At 48.7% G+C, this 21,497-nt stretch carries 24 protein-coding genes; 17 read left to right on the top strand and 7 right to left on the bottom strand.

Translation table 11 applies throughout. The features are described from left to right. Positions 1-38: 38 nt before the first annotated feature. Entirely contained in the window at positions 39-1,163 is a 1,125-nt protein-coding gene (locus KPHS_p100450; protein ID YP_005220852.1) for a hypothetical protein, read from the top strand. Between the two features lie 42 nt (positions 1,164-1,205). Here KPHS_p100450 and KPHS_p100440 read toward each other — a convergent pair whose 3' ends face one another. Next, positions 1,206-2,408: a hypothetical protein gene (locus KPHS_p100440; protein ID YP_005220851.1), complete on the bottom strand. Its 1,203-nt coding sequence runs from the start codon at positions 2,406-2,408 to the stop codon at positions 1,206-1,208. Between the two features lie 261 nt (positions 2,409-2,669). On the opposite strand from KPHS_p100440, the gene KPHS_p100430 reads away from it, so the two are divergent. The 5 genes from KPHS_p100430 to KPHS_p100390 all read left to right on the top strand — a co-directional run bounded on the left by KPHS_p100430 (position 2,670) and on the right by KPHS_p100390 (position 5,702). Then, positions 2,670-3,458 (top strand): hypothetical protein, encoded by a 789-nt coding sequence (locus KPHS_p100430; protein ID YP_005220850.1) that lies wholly within the window; start codon positions 2,670-2,672, stop codon positions 3,456-3,458. A gap of 79 nt (positions 3,459-3,537) precedes the next feature. After that, positions 3,538-4,005: a hypothetical protein gene (locus tag KPHS_p100420; protein YP_005220849.1), complete on the top strand. Its 468-nt coding sequence runs from the start codon at positions 3,538-3,540 to the stop codon at positions 4,003-4,005. Next, complete coding sequence (locus KPHS_p100410; protein YP_005220848.1) at positions 4,005-5,327, top strand: putative DNA ligase; 1,323 nt, start codon at positions 4,005-4,007, stop codon at positions 5,325-5,327. The genes KPHS_p100420 and KPHS_p100410 overlap by 1 nt, the downstream gene beginning before the upstream one ends. 11 nt (positions 5,328-5,338) lie before the next feature. After that, complete coding sequence (locus KPHS_p100400) at positions 5,339-5,503, top strand: hypothetical protein (RefSeq protein ID YP_005220847.1); 165 nt, start codon at positions 5,339-5,341, stop codon at positions 5,501-5,503. After that, entirely contained in the window at positions 5,487-5,702 is a 216-nt protein-coding gene (locus KPHS_p100390; protein YP_005220846.1) for a hypothetical protein, read from the top strand. Before KPHS_p100400 ends, KPHS_p100390 begins: the two co-directional genes overlap by 17 nt. A gap of 310 nt (positions 5,703-6,012) precedes the next feature. Here KPHS_p100390 and KPHS_p100380 read toward each other — a convergent pair whose 3' ends face one another. After that, a complete protein-coding gene (locus tag KPHS_p100380) occupies positions 6,013-7,044 on the bottom strand; it encodes a methyl-accepting chemotaxis protein (protein YP_005220845.1) in 1,032 nt (343 codons plus the stop codon). 200 nt (positions 7,045-7,244) lie between these two features. Between KPHS_p100380 and KPHS_p100370 the strand changes: the two genes are divergently transcribed. Beyond that, on the top strand, positions 7,245-8,507 hold the full coding sequence (locus tag KPHS_p100370) for a transposase (protein YP_005220844.1): 1,263 nt from the start codon (positions 7,245-7,247) through the stop codon (positions 8,505-8,507). Next, positions 8,488-8,610 carry a hypothetical protein gene (locus KPHS_p100360; RefSeq protein YP_005220843.1) on the top strand — a complete coding sequence of 41 codons (123 nt, stop codon included), beginning with the start codon at positions 8,488-8,490 and terminating at the stop codon, positions 8,608-8,610. Before KPHS_p100370 ends, KPHS_p100360 begins: the two co-directional genes overlap by 20 nt. A 44-nt stretch (positions 8,611-8,654) precedes the next feature. Here KPHS_p100360 and KPHS_p100350 read toward each other — a convergent pair whose 3' ends face one another. Then, on the bottom strand, positions 8,655-8,777 hold the full coding sequence (locus tag KPHS_p100350; RefSeq protein ID YP_005220842.1) for a hypothetical protein: 123 nt from the start codon (positions 8,775-8,777) through the stop codon (positions 8,655-8,657). A 3-nt stretch (positions 8,778-8,780) separates the two neighbouring features. Between KPHS_p100350 and KPHS_p100340 the strand changes: the two genes are divergently transcribed. Together KPHS_p100340 and KPHS_p100330 are read left to right on the top strand one after the other, a co-directional pair. Continuing rightward, the gene (locus KPHS_p100340) at positions 8,781-9,632 is read left to right on the top strand and encodes a beta-lactamase CTX-M-14 (RefSeq protein YP_005220841.1); all 852 of its coding nucleotides are present in this window, start codon (positions 8,781-8,783) and stop codon (positions 9,630-9,632) included. 79 nt (positions 9,633-9,711) lie between these two features. Beyond that, on the top strand, positions 9,712-10,635 hold the full coding sequence (locus tag KPHS_p100330) for a transposase InsC for insertion sequence IS903 (protein YP_005220840.1): 924 nt from the start codon (positions 9,712-9,714) through the stop codon (positions 10,633-10,635). Between the two features lie 41 nt (positions 10,636-10,676). Here KPHS_p100330 and KPHS_p100320 read toward each other — a convergent pair whose 3' ends face one another. Continuing rightward, a complete protein-coding gene (locus tag KPHS_p100320; protein ID YP_005220839.1) occupies positions 10,677-11,111 on the bottom strand; it encodes a methyl-accepting chemotaxis protein in 435 nt (144 codons plus the stop codon). Between the two features lie 153 nt (positions 11,112-11,264). After that, complete coding sequence (locus KPHS_p100310) at positions 11,265-11,432, bottom strand: hypothetical protein (protein ID YP_005220838.1); 168 nt, start codon at positions 11,430-11,432, stop codon at positions 11,265-11,267. Here KPHS_p100310 and KPHS_p100300 point away from each other — a divergent pair. The 3 genes from KPHS_p100300 (at position 11,421) to KPHS_p100280 (ending at position 15,431) form a co-directional block, all read left to right on the top strand. Then, on the top strand, positions 11,421-11,981 hold the full coding sequence (locus KPHS_p100300; RefSeq protein ID YP_005220837.1) for a Tn4653 resolvase: 561 nt from the start codon (positions 11,421-11,423) through the stop codon (positions 11,979-11,981). The two genes, KPHS_p100310 and KPHS_p100300, sit on opposite strands and share 12 nt — an antisense overlap. Before the next feature lie 3 nt (positions 11,982-11,984). Beyond that, the gene (locus KPHS_p100290) at positions 11,985-14,951 is read left to right on the top strand and encodes a transposase for transposon Tn1721 (protein ID YP_005220836.1); all 2,967 of its coding nucleotides are present in this window, start codon (positions 11,985-11,987) and stop codon (positions 14,949-14,951) included. Positions 14,952-15,041: 90 nt separating this feature from the next. Then, complete coding sequence (locus KPHS_p100280; protein ID YP_005220835.1) at positions 15,042-15,431, top strand: hypothetical protein; 390 nt, start codon at positions 15,042-15,044, stop codon at positions 15,429-15,431. 939 nt (positions 15,432-16,370) lie between these two features. On the opposite strand, the gene KPHS_p100270 is transcribed toward KPHS_p100280, so the two are convergent. Both KPHS_p100270 and KPHS_p100260 read right to left on the bottom strand, forming a co-directional pair. Next, entirely contained in the window at positions 16,371-16,526 is a 156-nt protein-coding gene (locus KPHS_p100270) for a hypothetical protein (protein ID YP_005220834.1), read from the bottom strand. A gap of 199 nt (positions 16,527-16,725) precedes the next feature. Then, on the bottom strand, positions 16,726-18,315 hold the full coding sequence (locus tag KPHS_p100260; protein ID YP_005220833.1) for a hypothetical protein: 1,590 nt from the start codon (positions 18,313-18,315) through the stop codon (positions 16,726-16,728). Positions 18,316-18,555: 240 nt separating this feature from the next. Here KPHS_p100260 and KPHS_p100250 point away from each other — a divergent pair, with 240 nt between their 5' ends. The 4 genes from KPHS_p100250 (at position 18,556) to KPHS_p100220 (ending at position 20,825) form a co-directional block, all read left to right on the top strand. Next, positions 18,556-19,329: a hypothetical protein gene (locus tag KPHS_p100250; RefSeq protein YP_005220832.1), complete on the top strand. Its 774-nt coding sequence runs from the start codon at positions 18,556-18,558 to the stop codon at positions 19,327-19,329. A 7-nt stretch (positions 19,330-19,336) separates the two neighbouring features. After that, positions 19,337-19,705 carry a glutaredoxin gene (locus KPHS_p100240; protein ID YP_005220831.1) on the top strand — a complete coding sequence of 123 codons (369 nt, stop codon included), beginning with the start codon at positions 19,337-19,339 and terminating at the stop codon, positions 19,703-19,705. A gap of 94 nt (positions 19,706-19,799) precedes the next feature. Beyond that, positions 19,800-20,405 carry a hypothetical protein gene (locus tag KPHS_p100230; protein YP_005220830.1) on the top strand — a complete coding sequence of 202 codons (606 nt, stop codon included), beginning with the start codon at positions 19,800-19,802 and terminating at the stop codon, positions 20,403-20,405. Positions 20,406-20,414: 9 nt separating this feature from the next. Next, on the top strand, positions 20,415-20,825 hold the full coding sequence (locus KPHS_p100220) for a putative toxin YafO (RefSeq protein YP_005220829.1): 411 nt from the start codon (positions 20,415-20,417) through the stop codon (positions 20,823-20,825). The last annotated feature ends 672 nt before the right edge of the window (positions 20,826-21,497 follow it).

The following is a 21,497-nucleotide window of genomic DNA, read 5'->3' as shown; positions in this document are numbered from 1 at the left end:
AGGATTATCAAGATATTGCCTTTTAAAAATTGCGGTAAATGACAATGAGTGACCTCAAAGAGTTACTGTCCGAGCTGGATTTCGAACAATGGCTGGATATGGAAGGCATCATCTATCGTCGCGGCGGTGTAAGCGCCCGCGGCCGCGAAGTGAATATCAAAGAATGTCCGGTATGTGGAAGCACTAACTGGAAGGTCTATTTCAACCTGACCAACAACGTCGGAAAATGCTTCGCCGGTGATCACCCAGAAGAAATTCAATTTAACAAGTTGGTTTTCCTCAAACACTACAGCGGTAAGTCTCGTCGTGCCTTCGAGGAATACGTACATAACGCACTCCTGTCTCAAGGTTGGGCGCCAAAAAAAGAAGAGGTTGTGCTGGCCAGTGCTGTGGAACTTGAAGGCCCGGTAGCTTTACCGCGGCATTATGAACTGCCAATTGACGGTCGGCTGCCGGACTATCTTGTTGAGAGGAACATTACCCCGGAGCTGGCCAAATACTTTGACCTGCGTTACTGCGTCGAGGGAAAACATGCTTATGTCGACCCATATACAGACCAGGTTAAAGGGCAGGCATTCGATATGCGCATCCTGATACCGATTTACGATCTGAATGGGGTGATGAAGACATTCCAGGGGCGTGACGTCACCGGCGCAGCAGAACGCCGATATCTCTTTCCAATGCAGCTGCCGGCATCCGGGAGGTTTCTCTACAACGGACATAACGCAGTTGGTAAGCAAACCGTCGTCGTCTGTGAGGGGGCTTTTGATGTCATGGGGGTTAAGCGCGCCATATTCGACGAAGAGACGCTCCGGGACTACGTAGAGCCCATTGGCACGTTCGGGATGCATCTGTCCGGAAACACGACTGTAGACGCAGAAGACCAACTGGGCGCGTTTCTGTCGTTAAAGGCTGATGGTCTGCGAAACGTCATCATGATGTGGGATAGCGAGAAGCAAGCGATCCGAAACACAATGGCGGCCGCCAGACGATTATCCAGTATAGGGTTAAATGTGAAAATAGCCTGTCTTGGAGAAGAAGGGCTAGATCCCGGGGAGGCCACCCAGGAACAAATTCTCAAAGCCTACTATCGTGCAAAACCCTACTCTAAGCAACTGGAGCTGCAGAGCAAGGTTCTCGGTATAAGGGTGTTTAATTCGTGAGGTATATTGCTGGCTGCTCAGGCGGCAGGCAGCCAGCAATGATTATTTTGAATCTTTAGACAATACTTTTCCTGCTAACTCGGCAATAGATGATGCGCCATCCAGTAAAGACGGTATATTTTCAGAAGAAACCTGTATTGGGCTGAAAATTAGCTTCTCAAACAATGACCAGGATTCCTTATCAGCACCAGAGTTGTTTTTTTTCTCCACGTAATCATGTATAAACTCACATAGACTAAGGCGCTGTTCTATTTGAAGTATTTGAGCCTTAATGGACTTACCTTCAATGTAATATAACCGCATAAAATAAAAAAACAATAGCTCTAATGATAAGATTGGTAAAAAATAAAACAATGCATTAAGATTAAATTCTACTGGGTAAAAGTTAAATATATGATTTAGTAATGTAAGTAAAGGAGTGGCAATTAGCCACATAGAAAAGATAGTTATGCTTCTGTGATTTGTAGCGCACTCTGACCTTTTGTTTTTTAATAGGGTTGAGAAAGCCTTGCTTAAAAGTGCGAAGTTGTAATCGTTTTCATAATCATGTAGTTTGGCCTCATATTCTTTGAGGGACTTTATTGACGAATCGGAAGAGTCTATAAGCCCTTCAATTTGTTCTTTTAAGACATTTGTTTTATTGTTGACATCTTCAAGCCCCCTATCAATTTGTTGATATATGGTATTTTCAAACTCTTCTACTGTTGTGGCAATTTTGATTAATGAAGCAAAGTTATTGGATAGCAATAAATCTTTCGTCATAGCAGCGGGCATGGAACGCTCGATCGCTATGAAATTAACTGGGAAGTCTGTTAGCGGTTTTAGCCTGTCTAATTTTTCTAAAATTTCAGGTTTTAAATACATTGGCGGGCCAAAATCATCAGAAGCCCAAAAGTTGTATTCAAATATTATTCTTAATATTTTATTAAGAAAATAGAATTTATCATCTTTTAGGTCCCCTAAGCTAGGGATGTTGCCTTGGTTTAAAAATTTTTGAGTGTATGAAGTGTATTTGTTAAGCGAGTCTCGGCGATGAATATACAGATTTCTAAAGTAACGCCACGCGACAACAATTATACAGTCCGCTAACTTTGAATCATCTACTTGAAATAAATTATCAGGAATGTCACTGTAAGGCGGAAAATTCATTTCGATATAATTGCTGATTGAGTTAATTGAACTTTGATAAGAATCAGTCCACAAAGTCATACATTCCTCTTTGCTGCAGTCAGCATGATTTTTCATTTTATGGTGTCGATTATCTTTTTAGACAGTTAACCACCACACCCTTGCCATGTGCGCGAATATATTAGCAGAGTACGAACGGGATTTGTAAGGTCAAATCCACTTGGATGGTGTTTTCTTTTCCTTCAAAACTAGGCAAAAGCAATATAGATGCACCGCTCAAAAGCGGGTCTTGTTACGCGCCTGCTTTTGAATGAATTGTAAGTAGCTACTTACATATTTTGATGTAATAATTTGTTCTCTGGTTGTGGAGGACATCACATGAAAGAAGATATCGAACAGGCAGTTTTAGAGATGATCAAGAAGTCAGGTGTAGAGCTTGGCGTGGGCGAGCTGGAGAGCATCATCGATGCCTCATTCAACACGGCATCAGAGCATATATCGAATGCGCTATCCTGCGTTCCTCTCAGAGAAGGGGCGACACATACGTCGGTGGTGGTGTGGTACGCAAAGACGCCTGAAATGCCTGGTACTGTTCAAAAGCGTGTAGCTCTGGTTGCTTTCATCGTCCCGTCGCTTGAGACCGGCATTGGGCCAGTCGCGCGTTTTGGCGCCTGGTATGACGACAAAATCATCTTCTCAAACTGCTACCAGATGGAAAGCAGGGAAATGCTTGAGCATAGCGTGGACGTGACTCTAAGAGCCGTCGAAAGCAAATGCGAGACAGTAGGAGAGGCTTTCGTCAGCGTCATGACTTCTCCCGATGTTGAAAAGCGCCATGTAGATCTAGTGGCACCACCAGGCTTGTTGGAAATGATTATGTCTGGAGATTACAACAAGGCTATAGCGCGTGTTCGTGAGCTGGACTATGGGCGTATCTGCGACCTGTGTCGTAGTGATCTGGACTTAATCAACGTGATCGTTGAGGCTGGCCGCGTCTGTGATGGGGTGTTGGCACAATACGCAAGTAAGATCAGTCGTTTGGCCAATGAAATGCCTATGCTGATTCAGGAAGCCAAATCCCACGCCGTTCATGCCGCAAACGACCTGCTAACCCCATATCGATACGAAGCCGCAAGTGACAAGATGACCGGCTGGGCCACCTGGTAAGCCGTGACTATGTACTGTGTCCCCGTACAGAGTTATTTAAACTGATTAGTAAGTAAGTACAAGATTATCATTTAGAGAAATGGCCACCAAAACTGACTTATCAAAAATCCCTTCGATCTCTGGACTCAACGGCTACTCGCTGCGTTGCCCGGAAGTGAAGCTTAACGGACATGACTCGTACTGCAGCTACACCGTCTGTCAGCACACGATCCTTGCCTTCAAAGAGAAGCGACTGCCGGCGTCATCGTTCACCTCCTGTGCGAACGCCATTTCGGCCGGAAAATGCCAGGCGCTGAAAATGATGGTGGAGGAAATCCGGCAAGGTGAGTCGCTGTATTTCGTCGATATGCCGGCGCTCATTGAAGAGGTGGAGGAAAGAAACCGAACAGCAAGAACTCTGCAGCCGAAGAGAGGCAGTGCATCTATCTACAGTGGAATTAAGGGGAAGTGCCAATCTTCGACCGTTGCTGAAACTGGCAGACTGCCCGATGCCAGCGAGATTTATTCAGAACTTATCAAAGAAACCTTAAAGGAGAAGACCGACTAATGGAGAAGCTGATCGCGCTTAAACATAAGCTGGACGCCATTAAAGCAATGGGAACGAACGCCAAGAAAGAGGCGTTGGCCAGTATGGATGACTTCGAACAAAGAATGGTGTCACTCATGCTGAACCCGTTTGTTCGTTTCGGGGTGAAGAAATACAACGTGGCCGATCCACTTAGCAAGTCCGTATCCAGTGATGAGAAGGCGATAGAGCTGCTGGAGAAACTGGCTGCCCGGGAGCTTACAGGGAACGCAGCCATTACTGCGGTCGAGTCTTTGGTTGCTTCGATGTGTGCAGACGGTCAGGACGTATTTCGCCGGTTCCTGCTGAAAGACCCGAAAGCCGGCGTCGGCATAAGTCTATGCAATAAGGTATTCGCCAATCCGATCCCGAAGTTTGAGGTGCAGCTGGCCACCGCCTATAAAGAAAAAGGCGACAAGTACCCCTTCAAGGCAAATCCAAAAGCCAGATGGCCAATGATAGGCAGCCTCAAACTGGATGGTCTTCGGGTTATTTGTGAAGTGATCGTGGACGAGGAAGAGGTTAACTTTCTGTCGCGTACCGGAAACCCGATTACATCTCTCGATCACCTGAAACCTGCCATGCTGGAGCTGGGCAAGCTCTCCGGCTACAAACACATCTTTTTCGATGGTGAAGGTACTGCAGGTTCTTTTAACAATTCAGTCTCAGCGCTACGCAAGAAGAACGTGAAGGCGGTTGGCGCAACCTATCATATCTTCGATTTCTTCCTACCAGAGTGGCGCGTACAGGCTAAAACAGTCGAATACCAGAAGAACGGTATGAAGCTGAAACAGCGCCTTTCACTGTTGGTGGCCTGGTTCAGAAATACACGCGGCCAGGATTACGCGGCTGACATTCATATGCACCCCTTCTACATCATCTACAGCCATGAAGACTTTGTAGAGCGGTTTATGAAGCGTCTGGACGATAACGAAGAAGGAGAGATGGGCAAAGACCCGGATTCTGTATACGAGTTCAAGCGCACCCGCAGCTGGTGGAAACTAAAAGATGAAAACGAAGCTGATGGGGAGATTATCGGCTTTCTACCCGGAGATCCGGATGCCGGCTTTGCTCATACGCTCGGCAAAATCGTTATTCGCCTCGAAGATGGAACCGAGGTTCGCGCTTCTGGCATTAAGCATCGCTACCTCGATGAGATCTGGCATAACCAGGACAAGTACATGGGCCGTATTGTGAAGGTGAATTTTCACGAGTACACGCCAGATGGCAGTCTGCGTCATCCGCGGCTTAAGTGGCCCAAATGCCTTCGCGATACCGAAGAACGTGTCGGAGATAAAGAGTGATGCTCGGTTGGATGATTGTTTTTTTGGGTGTCGGCTTCGTCATCGGAACTCTGGTGATGCTCAGCTGCATCAACGATTACGTGAAGCGCGGGCTGATGGAAAGACGTGGCCGCGTATACCGCATCATCGACATTACTAACACGCTAAAGGAGACCGGCGATGATCGTCCTGAGTAAGCGAGAGAAGGATACCCTGCGTGAAATAAGCCAATGGTCATGTTTCTACGCTAACTGGAAACCCAAGACACGAGCCAAACTCGAACAGATGAACCTGGTGGCCAATGTCGAACCGGAAGGAAAGGAAGAGAACTACCAGCTGACTAATAAGGGGCGAGAGCTGCTTGAGCAACTGATTGAAGCAGGAGAATACTCATGATTCCATACATCGTATGGTCTTTTTCTGGAGGCGTCGCCCTTGGCTTCATCATCTGTCATGACTTGATTAAGAAGTTTGCCCGTAACTTACATTTCTGTAGCTCCACGGGGCGACTCCTACAGGGGGGAACCGCAGAATTCGGAAAAATCGTACGCTAAGCTAACGGTGTTCTCGTGACAGCTCTTTGACTAGGCTTTCTAAGGCCATTCTGATAGCCCTGACTTCCTGAAAAGCCATGGCTAAAATTTGTGCGGCTAAAAGGGATAACCGATGGTAAAGTAAGTTATCCCTGTCGAGATACTGAAAAGCGTTATCCTCGTTTTTCCCAAAACTGTTTTGCCAGTTCGCTCAGAGCGCTAGTTAACTGAGCGACAGATTTCGCACTTTGCAAATTATTCTGCCCGGTCTGTACATTGGTATCAGCAGCATCGCGTATATTGATAATACTGCGGTTTATGTCTTCACTTACTGCTCCCTGCTGCTCGACCGCAGTCGCTATTTGCGCGTTCATGTCGGTAATTTCGTTAACGCGTTGGCCAATTCCATCAAGAGCTGTAGCTGCTTCCTCTGCGTGAGCTACACTCGTGTGCGCTTGCCGACTACTTTGCTCCATGACTGTAACAGCGGATTGCGCTCGCTCTTGTAGAGCGCTGATCATGCTTTGAATATCCGTTGTCGATTGCTGTGTGCGAGCAGCAAGACTGCGAACCTCATCGGCGACAACAGCAAAACCACGCCCCTGCTCACCAGCACGCGCGGCCTCAATTGCTGCGTTGAGTGCCAACAAATTCGTTTGCTCGGCGATCCCTCGTATAACGTCAAGAACTTTTGATATCTCGTTACTTTGACCTTCAAGCTCATGAATAACCTGAGTGGCTTGCCTAATTTCACCTTCAAGGGCAGTGATTGACTGGCTTGTGTGGGCTACCAGACGCTGGCCAGATGCCGTCTCAGTGTCTGCTCTTCCGGCCGCATCTGCAGCATGCTGTGCATTGCTCGCAACCTCTTGAATGCTTGCCACCATTTGGTTTACTGCCGTTGCTATTTGATCTGTCTCTGCCTGCTGCTCAACTGTAAGTACATTGCTTGACTCAATATCCTTTAGTAGGCCTCGGGTGTGTTCGCTAAGCCGATTTGATGCATCACCTATGCGACCTACTATGGCGCCTGTTTCAGCTTGCATCATTCGTAAAGCAAACTCTATTTGGCCAAACTCATCGGTGCGCCCAGTGTAGAGGGATTGACTTAATGGGTTATTGGAAATATTCCTGGCTCTTTCAACCAGTCTTCCAAGAGGAGAGAGAATAGCCAAAACACTAACAGAGCTTAAGCTTCCTGACATTAAAGTGGCTAACACCTAGATTCTACGTCAGTACTTCAAAAAGCATAATCAAAGCCTTGATAAATATGCATTCCTTCGAAATTCAGCTTTCACCCATTGGGTGAAAGAAAAGTGCTCAAAAATATGTTAAATTATCAGCTTTTATGACTCGATATATGGTAAAATAATAGTAAGAAAAGTAGTAAAAAGGGGTTCTAATTATGATTAATAAAATTGATTTCAAAGCTAAGAATCTAACATCAAATGCAGGTCTTTTTCTGCTCCTTGAGAATGCAAAAAGCAATGGGATTTTTGATTTTATTGAAAATGACCTCGTATTTGATAATGACTCAACAAATAAAATCAAGATGAATCATATAAAGACCATGCTCTGCGGTCACTTCATTGGCATTGATAAGTTAGAACGTCTAAAGCTACTTCAAAATGATCCCCTCGTCAACGAGTTTGATATTTCCGTAAAAGAACCTGAAACAGTGTCACGGTTTCTAGGAAACTTCAACTTCAAGACAACCCAAATGTTTAGAGACATTAATTTTAAAGTCTTTAAAAAACTGCTCACTAAAAGTAAATTGACATCCATTACGATTGATATTGATAGTAGTGTAATTAACGTAGAAGGTCATCAAGAAGGTGCGTCAAAAGGATATAATCCTAAGAAACTGGGAAACCGATGCTACAATATCCAATTTGCATTTTGCGACGAATTAAAAGCATATGTTACCGGATTTGTAAGAAGTGGCAATACTTACACTGCAAACGGTGCTGCGGAAATGATCAAAGAAATTGTTGCTAACATCAAATCAGACGATTTAGAAATTTTATTTCGAATGGATAGTGGCTACTTTGATGAAAAAATTATCGAAACGATAGAATCTCTTGGATGCAAATATTTAATTAAAGCCAAAAGTTATTCTACACTCACCTCACAAGCAACGAATTCATCAATTGTATTCGTTAAAGGAGAAGAAGGTAGAGAAACTACAGAACTGTATACAAAATTAGTTAAATGGGAAAAAGACAGAAGATTTGTCGTATCTCGCGTACTGAAACCAGAAAAAGAAAGAGCACAATTATCACTTTTAGAAGGTTCCGAATACGACTACTTTTTCTTTGTAACAAATACTACCTTGCTTTCTGAAAAAGTAGTTATATACTATGAAAAGCGTGGTAATGCTGAAAACTATATCAAAGAAGCCAAATACGACATGGCGGTGGGTCATCTCTTGCTAAAGTCATTTTGGGCGAATGAAGCCGTGTTTCAAATGATGATGCTTTCATATAACCTATTTTTGTTGTTCAAGTTTGATTCCTTGGACTCTTCAGAATACAGACAGCAAATAAAGACCTTTCGTTTGAAGTATGTATTTCTTGCAGCAAAAATAATCAAAACCGCAAGATATGTAATCATGAAGTTGTCGGAAAACTATCCGTACAAGGGAGTGTATGAAAAATGTCTGGTATAATAAGAATATCATCAATAAAATTGAGTGTTGCTCTGTGGATAACTTGCAGAGTTTATTAAGTATCATTGCAGCAAAGATGAAATCAATGATTTATCAAAAATGATTGAAAGGTGGTTGTAAATAATGTTACAATGTGTGAGAAGCAGTCTAAATTCTTCGTGAAATAGTGATTTTTGAAGCTAATAAAAAACACACGTGGAATTTAGGGAATACTGATGTAACACGGATTGACCGTATTGGGAGTTTGAGATGGTGACAAAGAGAGTGCAACGGATGATGTTCGCGGCGGCGGCGTGCATTCCGCTGCTGCTGGGCAGCGCGCCGCTTTATGCGCAGACGAGTGCGGTGCAGCAAAAGCTGGCGGCGCTGGAGAAAAGCAGCGGAGGGCGGCTGGGCGTCGCGCTCATCGATACCGCAGATAATACGCAGGTGCTTTATCGCGGTGATGAACGCTTTCCAATGTGCAGTACCAGTAAAGTTATGGCGGCCGCGGCGGTGCTTAAGCAGAGTGAAACGCAAAAGCAGCTGCTTAATCAGCCTGTCGAGATCAAGCCTGCCGATCTGGTTAACTACAATCCGATTGCCGAAAAACACGTCAACGGCACAATGACGCTGGCAGAACTGAGCGCGGCCGCGTTGCAGTACAGCGACAATACCGCCATGAACAAATTGATTGCCCAGCTCGGTGGCCCGGGAGGCGTGACGGCTTTTGCCCGCGCGATCGGCGATGAGACGTTTCGTCTGGATCGCACTGAACCTACGCTGAATACCGCCATTCCCGGCGACCCGAGAGACACCACCACGCCGCGGGCGATGGCGCAGACGTTGCGTCAGCTTACGCTGGGTCATGCGCTGGGCGAAACCCAGCGGGCGCAGTTGGTGACGTGGCTCAAAGGCAATACGACCGGCGCAGCCAGCATTCGGGCCGGCTTACCGACGTCGTGGACTGTGGGTGATAAGACCGGCAGCGGCGACTACGGCACCACCAATGATATTGCGGTGATCTGGCCGCAGGGTCGTGCGCCGCTGGTTCTGGTGACCTATTTTACCCAGCCGCAACAGAACGCAGAGAGCCGCCGCGATGTGCTGGCTTCAGCGGCGAGAATCATCGCCGAAGGGCTGTAACTGGTTTTGTTGAATAAATCGAACTTTTGCTGAGTTGAAGGATCAGATCACGTATCTTCCCGACAACGCAGACCGTTCCGTGGCAAAGCAAAAGTTCAAAATCACCAACTGGCCCACCTACAATAAAGCCCTCATCAACCGTGGCTCCATAACTTTCTGGCTGGATGATGAAGCTATTCAGGCCTGGTATGAGTCAGCAACACCTTCTTCACGAGGCAGACCTCAGCGCTATTCTGACCTTGCCATCACGACTGTGCTGGTCATTAAACGCGTATTCAGGCTGACCCTGCGCGCTGCGCAGGGCTTTATTGATTCCATTTTTTCTCTGATGAACGTTCCGCTACGCTGCCCGGATTACAGCTGTGTCAGCAGGCGGGCAAAGTCGGTTAATATCAGTTTCAAAACGCCCACCCGGGGTGAAATCGCACACCTGGTAATTGATTCCACCGGGCTGAAGGTCTTCGGTGAAGGCGAGTGGAAAGTCAAAAAGCATGGCCAGGAACGCCGTCGTATATGGCGTAAGCTGCATCTGGCAGTTGACAGTAAAACACATGAAATCATCTGCGCTGACCTGTCGCTGAACAACGTTACGGACTCAGAGGCCTTCCCCGGGTTAATCCGGCAAACCCACCGGAAAATCAGGTCAGCCGCCGCCGATGGAGCTTACGATACCCGGCTCTGTCACGATGAACTGCGGCGTAAGAAAATCAGCGCGCTTATCCCGCCCCGAAAAGGTGCGGGTTACTGGCCCGGTGAATATGCAGACCGTAACCGTGCAGTGGCTAATCAGCGAATGACCGGGAGTAATGCGCGGTGGAAATGGACAACAGATTACAACCGTCGCTCGATAGCGGAAACGGCGATGTACCGGGTAAAACAGCTGTTCGGGGGTTCACTGACGCTGCGTGACTACGATGGTCAGGTTGCGGAGGCTATGGCCCTGGTACGAGCGCTGAACAAAATGACGAAAGCAGGTATGCCTGAAAGCGTGCGTATTGCCTGAAAACACAACCCGCTACGGGGGAGACTTACCCGAAATCTGATTTATTCAACAAAGCCCCTCGCGGCCTTCCCGCTTCTCAATTGAGCATATAATTTTTCCGCAGCCAAAACCTGCTCAGGTTCAGGCTTGGTCCTTACAGACTGGTATTCAACAATCGAACCATTCTTAGCTATTGGCGTTACATAAGCACTTACCCAATAGTGGTCGCCATTTTTACAGCGATTTTTTACTAGCCCCATCCATGAGCGGCCAGATTTTAATGTACTCCACATATGCTCAAATGCAGCAGGCGGCATATCTGGGTGTCTTACGATGTTGTGAGGCTGGCCTAATAGTTCTTCCTCAGTGAAACCACTGATTTTAATGAAGTCAGGATTAACGTACGTGATATGGCTTTGAGGGGAGGTAGTCGAAAGAATATTGGCATCTTTTGGGAGTTCTAAGTTTCGACCCGTCACTGGTAAATTCTGGCGCATAAGAACCTCAAGGGTTGGCTGTTTTATTTTATTGTTTTCGGCATTAAGCCCAATTTCTTGAGCGTTACGATAAAGCTAGCATGGAAACGATAGGTGCAAGCAAGTTAAGGGTTGCATCGCGCATGTCAATCTAGGCTATACCCTAACTTGATGTCAGGCAGGGCCGCGCCGCTTCGTCAGAATAGAGTCTGCTTTCCCATTTTTTGACACATGCCCGCGAAGGTTATAGATTTCAGCCTGACAGAAATGGGCTTTGAGGCACAACGGAACAGAAAGTGCACTTAAGCCGCCTTCAACCAAGGAGACATCGTGCAGGGGCACCGCATCGGCTACGTCCGGGTCAGCAGCTTTGACCAGAACCCGGAACGCCAGCTGGAACAAACCCAGGTGAGCAAGGTGTTCACCGACAAGGCATCGGGCAAGGACACCCAGCGCCCCCAGCTCGAAGCGCTGCTGAGCTTCGTCCGCGAAGGCGATACAGTGGTGGTGCACAGCATGGATCGGCTGGCCCGCAACCTCGATGACCTGCGTCGCTTGGTACAGAAGCTGACTCAGCGCGGCGTGCGCATCGAGTTCCTGAAGGAGGGCCTGGTGTTCACTGGCGAGGACTCGCCGATGGCCAACCTGATGCTGTCGGTGATGGGGGCCTTCGCTGAGTTCGAGCGCGCCCTGATCCGCGAGCGGCAGCGTGAGGGCATCGCCTTGGCCAAGCAGCGTGGCGCGTACCGGGGCCGCAAGAAAGCCCTGTCCGATGAGCAGGCTGCTACCCTGCGGCAGCGAGCGACGGCCGGCGAGCCCAAGGCGCAGCTTGCCCGCGAGTTCAACATCAGCCGGGAAACCCTCTACCAGTACCTCCGCACGGACGACTGACACATGCCGCGTCGCTTGATCCTCTCGGCCACGGAGCGGGACACCCTGCTTGCGCTGCCGGAAAGCCAGGATGACCTGATCCGCTACTACACCTTCAACGACTCCGACCTGTCGCTGATCCGCCAGCGACGCGGCGACGCCAACCGCCTCGGCTTCGCCGTGCAGCTCTGCCTGCTGCGCTACCCCGGTTACGCGCTGGGAACCGACAGCGAGCTGCCCGAGCCGGTCATCCTGTGGGTGGCGAAGCAAGTCCAGGCCGAGCCGGCGAGCTGGGCAAAGTACGGCGAGCGCGACGTGACCCGTCGCGAGCATGCCCAGGAACTGCGCACCTACCTGCAACTGGCCCCGTTCGGCCTGTCCGACTTCCGCGCCCTGGTGCGCGAGCTAACCGAGCTGGCCCAGCAGACCGACAAAGGCTTGCTGCTGGCCGGTCAGGCCCTGGAGAGCCTACGGCAGAAACGACGCATCCTGCCGGCGCTGAGCGTGATTGACCGGGCCTGCTCGGAAGCCATTGCGCGAGCCAATCGGCGGGTCTACCGCGCCCTGGTCGAACCACTCACGGACTCGCATCGGGCCAAGCTGGACGAGCTGTTGAAGCTCAAGGCCGGCAGCAGCATCACCTGGTTGACCTGGCTGCGCCAGGCACCGCTGAAACCCAACTCTCGGCACATGCTGGAACACATCGAGCGGCTGAAGACATTTCAGTTGGTGGACTTGCCCGAAGGCCTGGGCCGGCACATCCACCAGAACCGCCTGCTCAAGCTGGCCCGCGAGGGTGGGCAGATGACGCCCAAAGACCTCGGTAAGTTCGAGCCGCAGCGCCGCTACGCGACCCTGGCCGCCGTGGTGCTGGAGAGCACCGCGACCGTGATCGATGAGCTGGTCGATCTGCATGACCGCATCCTGGTCAAGCTGTTCAGCGGCGCGAAGCACAAGCATCAGCAGCAGTTCCAGAAGCAGGGCAAGGCGATCAACGACAAGGTGCGCCTGTACTCCAGGATCGGCCAGGCGCTGCTGGAAGCGAAGGAAAGCGGCAGCGACCCCTATGCCGCCATCGAGGCGGTGATTCCCTGGGACGAGTTCACCGAGAGCGTCAGCGAGGCCGAGCTGCTGGCCCGGCCGGAAGGCTTCGACCACCTGCACCTGGTCGGCGAGAACTTCGCCACCCTGCGCCGTTACACGCCGGCCTTGCTGGAGGTGCTGGAACTGCGCGCCGCGCCGGCCGCGCAAGGCGTGCTGGCAGCCGTGCAGACCCTGCGTGAGATGAACGCCGACAACCTGCGCAAGGTGCCGGCCGATGCACCCACGGCCTTCATCAAGCCGCGCTGGAAGCCGCTGGTGATCACCCCGGAAGGCCTCGACCGGAAATTCTACGAAATCTGCGCCCTGTCCGAGCTGAAGAACGCCCTGCGCTCCGGCGACATCTGGGTCAAGGGCTCGCGGCAGTTCCGCGACTTCGACGACTACCTGCTGCCGGCCGAGAAGTTCGCCGCACTCAAGCGCGAGCAGGCCCTGCCCCTGGCGATCAACCCGAACAGCGACCAGTACCTGGAAGAGCGTTTGCAGCTGCTGGACGAGCAGTTGGCCACCGTCACCCGCCTGGCCAAGGACAACGAGCTGCCCGATGCCATCCTCACCGAGTCAGGGCTGAAAATCACCCCGCTGGATGCGGCGGTGCCGGATCGGGCGCAGGCGCTGATCGACCAAACCAGCCAGTTACTGCCGCGCATCAAGATCACCGAACTGCTGATGGACGTGGACGACTGGACGGGCTTCAGCCGCCACTTCACCCACTTGAAGGACGGGGCCGAGGCCAAAGACAGGACGTTGCTGCTGTCCGCAATCCTCGGTGATGCGATCAACCTCGGGCTGACCAAGATGGCCGAGTCGAGCCCCGGCCTGACCTACGCCAAGCTGTCCTGGCTGCAAGCCTGGCACATCCGCGACGAAACCTATTCGGCGGCCTTGGCCGAGCTGGTCAACCACCAGTATCGCCACGCCTTTGCCGCCCACTGGGGCGACGGCACGACCTCATCCTCCGATGGCCAGCGCTTCCGCGCGGGTGGCCGGGGCGAGAGCACCGGGCACGTCAACCCGAAGTACGGTAGCGAGCCGGGACGGCTGTTCTATACCCATATCTCCGACCAGTACGCGCCGTTCAGCACCCGCGTGGTGAATGTCGGCGTCCGCGATTCCACCTATGTGCTCGACGGCCTGCTGTACCACGAGTCCGACCTGCGGATCGAGGAGCACTACACCGACACGGCCGGCTTCACCGATCACGTCTTTGCCCTGATGCACCTGCTAGGCTTCCGCTTCGCGCCGCGCATCCGCGACCTCGGCGAAACCAAGCTGTACGTGCCGCAGGGCGTGCAAGCCTACCCGACGTTGCGCCCGCTGATCGGCGGCACCCTGAACATCAAGCACGTGCGTGCCCACTGGGACGACATCCTGCGCCTGGCCAGCTCGATCAAGCAGGGCACCGTCACCGCCTCGCTGATGCTGCGCAAGCTCGGCAGCTACCCGCGCCAGAACGGACTGGCCGTGGCCCTGCGCGAGCTGGGCCGGATCGAGCGCACGCTGTTCATCCTGGACTGGCTGCAAAGTGTTGAACTGCGCCGCCGCGTGCATGCCGGCCTGAACAAAGGTGAGGCGCGCAACTCGCTGGCCAGGGCGGTGTTCTTCAACCGCCTTGGGGAAATCAGGGATCGGAGCTTCGAGCAGCAGCGCTACCGGGCCAGCGGCCTCAACCTGGTGACGGCGGCTATCGTGCTGTGGAACACGGTGTACCTGGAACGCGCCACCCAGGGGTTGGTCGAGGCCGGCAAGCCGGTGGACGGCGAGCTGCTGCAATTCCTGTCGCCGCTGGGCTGGGAGCACATCAACCTAACCGGCGATTACGTCTGGCGGCAGAGCCGCAGACTGGAAGACGGGAAGTTTCGGCCCTTACGGATGCCCGGAAAACCTTAGCGTACGATTTTTTCCGAATTCTGCGGGCTCCCCTACAGAGCATATCTGAAGATGGTATAATTAATGTCATCAACCAAAAGAGTGCTTCATATGACACTAGCTCAACTGAAAGATATTTATGCTCGTAATGATCTCACCGCAGATGAACTTCGTGTTGTTGTTGATCGGCTTAACCAACAACGTACTAAATTTGATACTGAACTGCCTGAAATTAAGCCACCAGTTACTGGTGGTTGGTTGTCTAGGAGTCGGTCGTTGCAGCAAGCCCAAATAAATAAAAATCTTTGTAATCATTATAAAGAGCAAATTCAGCAGTGGATTACTCTGATTGAGTATTACGAGGGATCACTGAGTAAATATGAAAAGGTGAAAAGATTTGTGGGAAAGCATAAATGGTTCTTTGTAATAGCGACAACTGTTATCGCGAAAAGCTATGTGGCCTATGATGTTATCGAAGGATGGATAAGTAAAATTGTGTGAATCACTTATACGTTCATAGACGACAAAATTTATTAACAACGTAGAACAGGTGACTGCTACAGATCTAAGAAAGTGCGATTGATCAGAGTCAAACGTTTCACGGCCACAATCCAACGGACGCAGGATGAGAAGCCAGCGCTGATCAAAAATGATCAAACTGACGTATGAAATAATAGGTAAGTATTTACTTATTAAATTGATACAACTATGATTGGCTTGTTTTCGTTGAAACGCGACTATTTGAACGTTTAAAGATAACTGCAAACGACAATCAGTATCTAGCAGTAGCCTAAAAAGCCAAACACCAGCGAGGTCAGTTTCCAGCCTCGTCACCGAAATGGGACACACTAAGCGAGTGTGATTGCAAAACGCAGGTAGGGCATCTGGTTAACCAGTGCCCTTACCGATGAGGTAACAGAATGGGCGGTTGGGTTTTATGTCCAACACATCCCGGCTCCCAAAGGCCCGACCGTCTATCCTGTTACGTCATTTCTGTTACTTATGTCGTTTAGTTTTGGGTTAAAAATGGCGACGTAACCCGGCTGGTTAGGTGAGCCAGCACGCAACGTTGAGACCACTGGTTATTGCATCACAGAGGCAGAACCGGCAGACATGTAGGGCCAAGTACATTAATCCGTTCAGTGGTTTCAACGTTGTGGTCACGGTTTCATTATCCTTCTGGTTATAGCCATTGTTGTCACTGCCCCGTGGCCACAACGATTAAATGATTCCATACATCTAATTAGATCTGAATGAAAACTCTCCTCAACTCTCGGAGAGTATTTGAAGATCTTGGCTTGTAAGCGTTTGGTGAACACGTAAAGCACAAGTGGCAGGAAACGGTAGGACTGCTGCGAACGACACCGGTGAATCGGCGATACAGCCCCACAAGTCCGTGAATCGACAGAGGCTGACGGTGTCAACCTTAGATGGTGTAGCTCAGTGGTAGAGCGGTTGACTGTTAATCAACTGGTCGGTGGTTCGAATCCACCCACCATCGCCAACACAGCGCTGAACGGTTTGGAGTTCGCCACCACCATCCGAACGGAAAGACTCCGCAAATGTCGCCAGACCGTTCAGCGCTGTGATAGACACGGCAGACGTTCTTAACCATTGCTTCTTAGCATCGTAGCAACACTTTTTTCAGCGCAAATAATTAAAGGGGCTTCGGCCCCTTTTGTAAGATTAGCAAAAAAGAACAATATTACTTGAAAAAAAAGACAAAGTTAGTCAATTTCATTTAATAACACCAATGTCATAATCGAGGACCTTGCTCCTCTGCTTAATTAAACCATTACCTGTTAAGTTTAATTTGAATAGCCAATTCTATCTTTTCTCTGAATTTTTTTGCATTTCCCTGTAAGTAAGGGTCCATTCGTTTGAATATCGATAGAAGCTTCCTACGATATGTTAAACTTGTAGAGTTAAATTCCCCCGTTGTTGTGTGTATCAATAATGCCTCACCTATATCATTAATCTGCCTTTCTTCGAGCCTGGTGTAACAGGTGACAACCATCTGTAATATGGATACTTTTGAGTACCCCTTCAATTTCGGGCTAGGAATAACATGCTCTAACATAGAGCCTAATACTTTCGTCGCTTCCTTAGGGATATACCTACTATCCTCCTTAGAATTATTAACTGTTTTTATATATGAACTTTGTTCTGCCCAATCTATAGCAATACCGAATAGGCGACATAGAAGATAGTGATATGGTGTTTGATGTTCTGCGATTGAGTCAATACTCTGAACTTTCATTTGATATAATATTTTTTCAGCAAAGTGTTTGAAATAATGCAGCCAAAGATGATCTTGCAATCTTTGATGAATACCTTGATGCACCATAATTTCGAACATTGTTATTCCAGAATTAATAGGACAACTAAATCTACTTTGCTCACGGTAAGAGCCAAGGGGCTTGTTTAGTATTTCTGATAACTTACTGTCTTCATCTAAACGCCAGCAAACAGATTCACCTATAGCTCTATATATGCCACTTTTACTTGCATACACTGAGTCGGCAAAGAAAAAGTGAAGCAAGCGGTTGGTTTCAGGTATCGCAAGACGTCCTCCAGTACATGTATTTTGGTTATTTTTAAGTTCTACATAAAGACGACTACCAGGTGAGTCAAGCAGCGAATTAATAAATCTATCAATGAAATCAGAACGAACGACCTCATCAGCACCAATAAGCCTCAAACAAAAATGAGGATATGCAAGTGAAAGATGCCTTGTAAGATCAGGAGAAGTTAGTATATTCAGCAAAACCTCTCGGGCTTTATCACTGGCTTCATAATTTGATGATAGCTTTTCACGCAAAGGACTTAGTAGGGAATATAGACCTTTCACCAAGACATTTCGTTCTTTGGGTTCTTCTCCATTCAATAACGCATTTCGATCGGAGCCGCCATATAGCTTATCAATCCATTGAACAATAAGGTTCGGTTTTCCATTAGCAAGGGATATTATTTCGTCTAACTGAGGCTCAACTAACAATACTAACTCATCATATTTTTTGGTAAGATGTAAACTCTCAATTAGCTCAAGAAATAGTTTTATTTTACCTCGATTTAATGTTGGCGATTTTAGCCGAATGAAAAGATATGAGGCAGCCAAGAGAAACAATAGATATACTGCACTCGAACTATCCAATCCCCATATCCACGGTCCGAAACTGTAATACAGTCCAACTTGTCTTAATGCAGGTGCAAAAACCAAATAATTAGCTAGTATAAAAATCAGCCCAATGATTAGTAGGTCCCACCGAGTCATACAAAAACGAAATCGCAGTCTGCTGGTAGGAGTAATTATTGCCCATACGGCAGCGATCACTCCAAGTATAGTGAGTAAATTAGTGGTATCTATTTTGGCTGGTATCGTCATAATATTTTCAGTATTCCTTTAGTAGACGCACTGGCAAGCTTAAACTGTATCACATGACCGCTTCATAGTAGTCATGATTGAAGCAAAGCGCCTATCCTATAATAACTAAAAAAACTTTATTATCCCCCTTTAATACCGTAAAAAACTTTGTTGAAGTCATTCTGATAGGTAGGTACATACTTATCTTTTTTGTGTTTCTAATGTATAGTACTTTCAGTTACTCACTTGAAAGGACTCAATATGGGAAACAAACGTAAACAGACGCGTCGCGCAGCTCGTCAGGCTCTGAAGTCAAAACCACGTATCCACGGCTACGAAATTGACACAATCATTGTTGACGAACTGGCTGCCGCCCCTGCTCTGCCTCCGAAACCGAAGCGCGACAACTCTCCTCTCGAAGCGCGAAACGAGGCCCAGGCCCACTATCTCATCTCCCTCGATACCAAAACGCTAACGTTCGCCACAGGCGAAGCTGGCTGCGGCAAAACGTACCTGGCCGCGGCCGTTGCAGCGCAGCGTCTACTTAATAAGGAAGTAGACAAGATCATCGTGACTCGTCCGGTATTGCAAGCAGACGAAGATCTGGGCTTCCTTCCGGGCGACATGAGCGAGAAGTTCGCTCCGTTCTTCCGGCCAGTCTATGACGTGCTACAGAAGCGTCTGGGTGGCTCGTTTCTCGAATACTGCTTAAAGCCAGAGGTGGCCAAAGTAGAGATTGCCCCATTCGCTTACATGCGTGGGCGCACGTTCGAGAACGCTGTAGTCATTCTCGATGAGGCGCAAAACGTTACAGCGTCACAAATGAAAATGTTCCTGACCCGGATGGGTGAGAACGTGACGGTCATCGTTAACGGTGATGTAACCCAATGCGACCTGCCGGGTAATGTTAAATCTGGTCTTGAGGACGCCCTGCAGCGGTTCCAACCGTCTCGCCAAGTAGGGCTCATTGAGTTCACGGCCGAAGATTGCGTGCGCTCAGAGCTGTGTAAAGTGGCGCTTCAAGCCTATCTGTAAGGAAAAAATGATTGTTATGGCGATCTCGAATGAATACTTACCTTTACCGTTCGGTGTGGCCGGCTACTATCCACCTGGATCAGAGATCGGCCGCAACCCCCAGTTCTGCGAGGATAACCGAGAGAAAACAATGAAGTTTGTGATTTATGGACGAGAAAATTGCTCCTTCTGCAAGCGAGCCGTTGAGCTGGCGAAGCAGCTGCAGGGCCATGGATATGGCGAATATCAGTACATCGATATTGTCGCTGCCGGGATCGATAAACAAAAGTTGAGTGAGATGGTTGGGAAGCCGGTAGAAACCATTCCCCAGGTGTTTTTGGACGATGTTCCAATCGGCGGTTACACAGAATTTGCTGCTTTCGCAAGCACTCTGTAATACAATACGGCTCCGTTTGGGGCCGTTTTGATTTGTCGCTTTTGATAACAGAGCGTACACTTAGGTACGAGCCATTTAGCTGTAAAGAGGTTTTATGCATTTAGAAAATTGCCTGGAAGATATGAATGTCATTAGCAATGCTCTTGCTACCGTGACTTCTAACGCTTCACGCTTTTCTACTTCAAAAGTTACCTCTAAGCGTGAAGGCGCAATGCCGAGCATCTATCGACATACTGGCTATGGTCTTAAGCCGGTGCGGCCTGGTTTTGCCGGGGCTAATGACTTCAAAATGCCTCAAACTGAAGGCATTCCGGTTCAAGAGAGTAGCATGGCTGCTCAATTGGCTGAAATTGAACAAAGACTTGAAGAGCTGACGACGAAACATGTTCGGTTAACGCATCACATTTCAGGGTACAGCGCAGAACAAATCCGCGATATGTTCGGTGAAAGCCGGTATGAAGATCTGAAAAACATTGATCTGACCATCCGCGGATTAGAGGGCTTTGTTAACAAGTTCATCCGTGACGTCGATCAGCCGCATCCCTACATGAAACGCTTGAGTGATGCTATCACTGAGTACCGTCTGGCAGTTTCTGACCTCCTGATGATTCTAAATCAGTGCTTTAACGAGGTAGAAGTTATCGAATCGCAGACAGGTCTCATTGATGAGGACGTCTTCGCAAACTTCTCCTTCCATTAAGGCTGAACGATGAAAGCCACATGGAACAGTGATAGTTACGCCCAATTTTTGGAGCCGGTCTTCAGAGTAATGCCTGATCTGGAGACCTCATTACTTACTGATTTTGTGAGTTTTAAGAACGGCTTTTATCCGGCCGTTTTTGGCAAAGATGGCCCCTATACCGAACCTGGTTCTGTAGTTTCCTCTCGTGTTTACCACGTTCATCTCTTATTCACCAAGCAAGAACGAAATAGTCACCGAAACAGGTTCAACTGTACAAGCGACCGCGCCCTCGTTTATACCCAGCACGCCAAGTTTCAGGACGTGTATAGTCTGCTGGCCATCTTCCCGAAAGAGGCACACAAAACAGCCAGTGATCCAGTCAAAATGAGCGACATCGCCAAATACGCGGCAGCCTTCCAGAAATTAACAAACCCGTAGTTACCTGCAGCTCCATGCCTTTCTCATTCGTAGCGTGGTTCTATTGCGATAATTTTCATATTTTTTAGGCAATTAATCTAGTTTTTGCGCGTATGCATAAATATACGAGAAATAACGGTACAGAAAGCGGCAGGCAAAATAACCACAAAATAATGAACATGCCATACACACCGCTATTCACGCCAATGTGACGATCCCAAAAGGGTTTGGTCATTATCTTAAGGGCTAGTTTCTCCGAAGTATAATATGAGAATGGGTACAGGATGGCGCTTAAAACAAGATATGTAACCACAAATGGCATATAAGGAGCATAGGCAGGAAAAATGAGTCCGTCATTCATATCGCGCACTATAAAATAGATCAGATAGCCATAACCACACCATCCCCATAAGCAGTGCCGTAAATAATATTTTAAGGTCATCATCTATGATTCCTTCATAGCTATACCATTAAAGCTATCATAACATGAATTGACGAAGTCCCCCTTCGAGACCAAGCGGCATCGAGACAGCCATAGACGCAAACATGACTAAACTGGCACCGGACAACGATGGGACATAACGCAAAGACAAGGGTGATGTCGCAAACAAACAAGCGGGAAATGGCACGGCCCTGATGACTAATTTTCAAAAAAAGGCCTTTCTATGATTCCATACTTGGTAGGTATGGAAT

The sequence above is a fragment of the Klebsiella pneumoniae subsp. pneumoniae HS11286 genome (assembly GCF_000240185.1).
Lineage (GTDB): Bacteria > Pseudomonadota > Gammaproteobacteria > Enterobacterales > Enterobacteriaceae > Klebsiella > Klebsiella pneumoniae.
This window is presented reverse-complemented; position numbering and strand designations above follow the sequence as displayed.

What these genes read in the sequence shown, in the direction of transcription:
- KPHS_p100450 (YP_005220852.1), top strand. Translation starts at nt 39, where the DNA reads ATGACAATGAGTGACCTCAAAGAGTTACTGTCCGAGCTGGATTTCGAA.
- KPHS_p100440 (YP_005220851.1), bottom strand. Translation starts at nt 2,408, where the DNA reads ATGAAAAATCATGCTGACTGCAGCAAAGAGGAATGTATGACTTTGTGG.
- KPHS_p100430 (YP_005220850.1), top strand. Translation starts at nt 2,670, where the DNA reads ATGAAAGAAGATATCGAACAGGCAGTTTTAGAGATGATCAAGAAGTCA.
- KPHS_p100420 (YP_005220849.1), top strand. Translation starts at nt 3,538, where the DNA reads ATGGCCACCAAAACTGACTTATCAAAAATCCCTTCGATCTCTGGACTC.
- KPHS_p100410 (YP_005220848.1), top strand. Translation starts at nt 4,005, where the DNA reads ATGGAGAAGCTGATCGCGCTTAAACATAAGCTGGACGCCATTAAAGCA.
- KPHS_p100400 (YP_005220847.1), top strand. Translation starts at nt 5,339, where the DNA reads ATGATTGTTTTTTTGGGTGTCGGCTTCGTCATCGGAACTCTGGTGATG.
- KPHS_p100390 (YP_005220846.1), top strand. Translation starts at nt 5,487, where the DNA reads ATGATCGTCCTGAGTAAGCGAGAGAAGGATACCCTGCGTGAAATAAGC.
- KPHS_p100380 (YP_005220845.1), bottom strand. Translation starts at nt 7,044, where the DNA reads ATGTCAGGAAGCTTAAGCTCTGTTAGTGTTTTGGCTATTCTCTCTCCT.
- KPHS_p100370 (YP_005220844.1), top strand. Translation starts at nt 7,245, where the DNA reads ATGATTAATAAAATTGATTTCAAAGCTAAGAATCTAACATCAAATGCA.
- KPHS_p100360 (YP_005220843.1), top strand. Translation starts at nt 8,488, where the DNA reads ATGAAAAATGTCTGGTATAATAAGAATATCATCAATAAAATTGAGTGT.
- KPHS_p100340 (YP_005220841.1), top strand. Translation starts at nt 8,781, where the DNA reads ATGATGTTCGCGGCGGCGGCGTGCATTCCGCTGCTGCTGGGCAGCGCG.
- KPHS_p100320 (YP_005220839.1), bottom strand. Translation starts at nt 11,111, where the DNA reads ATGCGCCAGAATTTACCAGTGACGGGTCGAAACTTAGAACTCCCAAAA.
- KPHS_p100290 (YP_005220836.1), top strand. Translation starts at nt 11,985, where the DNA reads ATGCCGCGTCGCTTGATCCTCTCGGCCACGGAGCGGGACACCCTGCTT.
- KPHS_p100280 (YP_005220835.1), top strand. Translation starts at nt 15,042, where the DNA reads ATGACACTAGCTCAACTGAAAGATATTTATGCTCGTAATGATCTCACC.
- KPHS_p100260 (YP_005220833.1), bottom strand. Translation starts at nt 18,315, where the DNA reads ATGACGATACCAGCCAAAATAGATACCACTAATTTACTCACTATACTT.
- KPHS_p100250 (YP_005220832.1), top strand. Translation starts at nt 18,556, where the DNA reads ATGGGAAACAAACGTAAACAGACGCGTCGCGCAGCTCGTCAGGCTCTG.
- KPHS_p100240 (YP_005220831.1), top strand. Translation starts at nt 19,337, where the DNA reads ATGATTGTTATGGCGATCTCGAATGAATACTTACCTTTACCGTTCGGT.
- KPHS_p100230 (YP_005220830.1), top strand. Translation starts at nt 19,800, where the DNA reads ATGCATTTAGAAAATTGCCTGGAAGATATGAATGTCATTAGCAATGCT.
- KPHS_p100220 (YP_005220829.1), top strand. Translation starts at nt 20,415, where the DNA reads ATGAAAGCCACATGGAACAGTGATAGTTACGCCCAATTTTTGGAGCCG.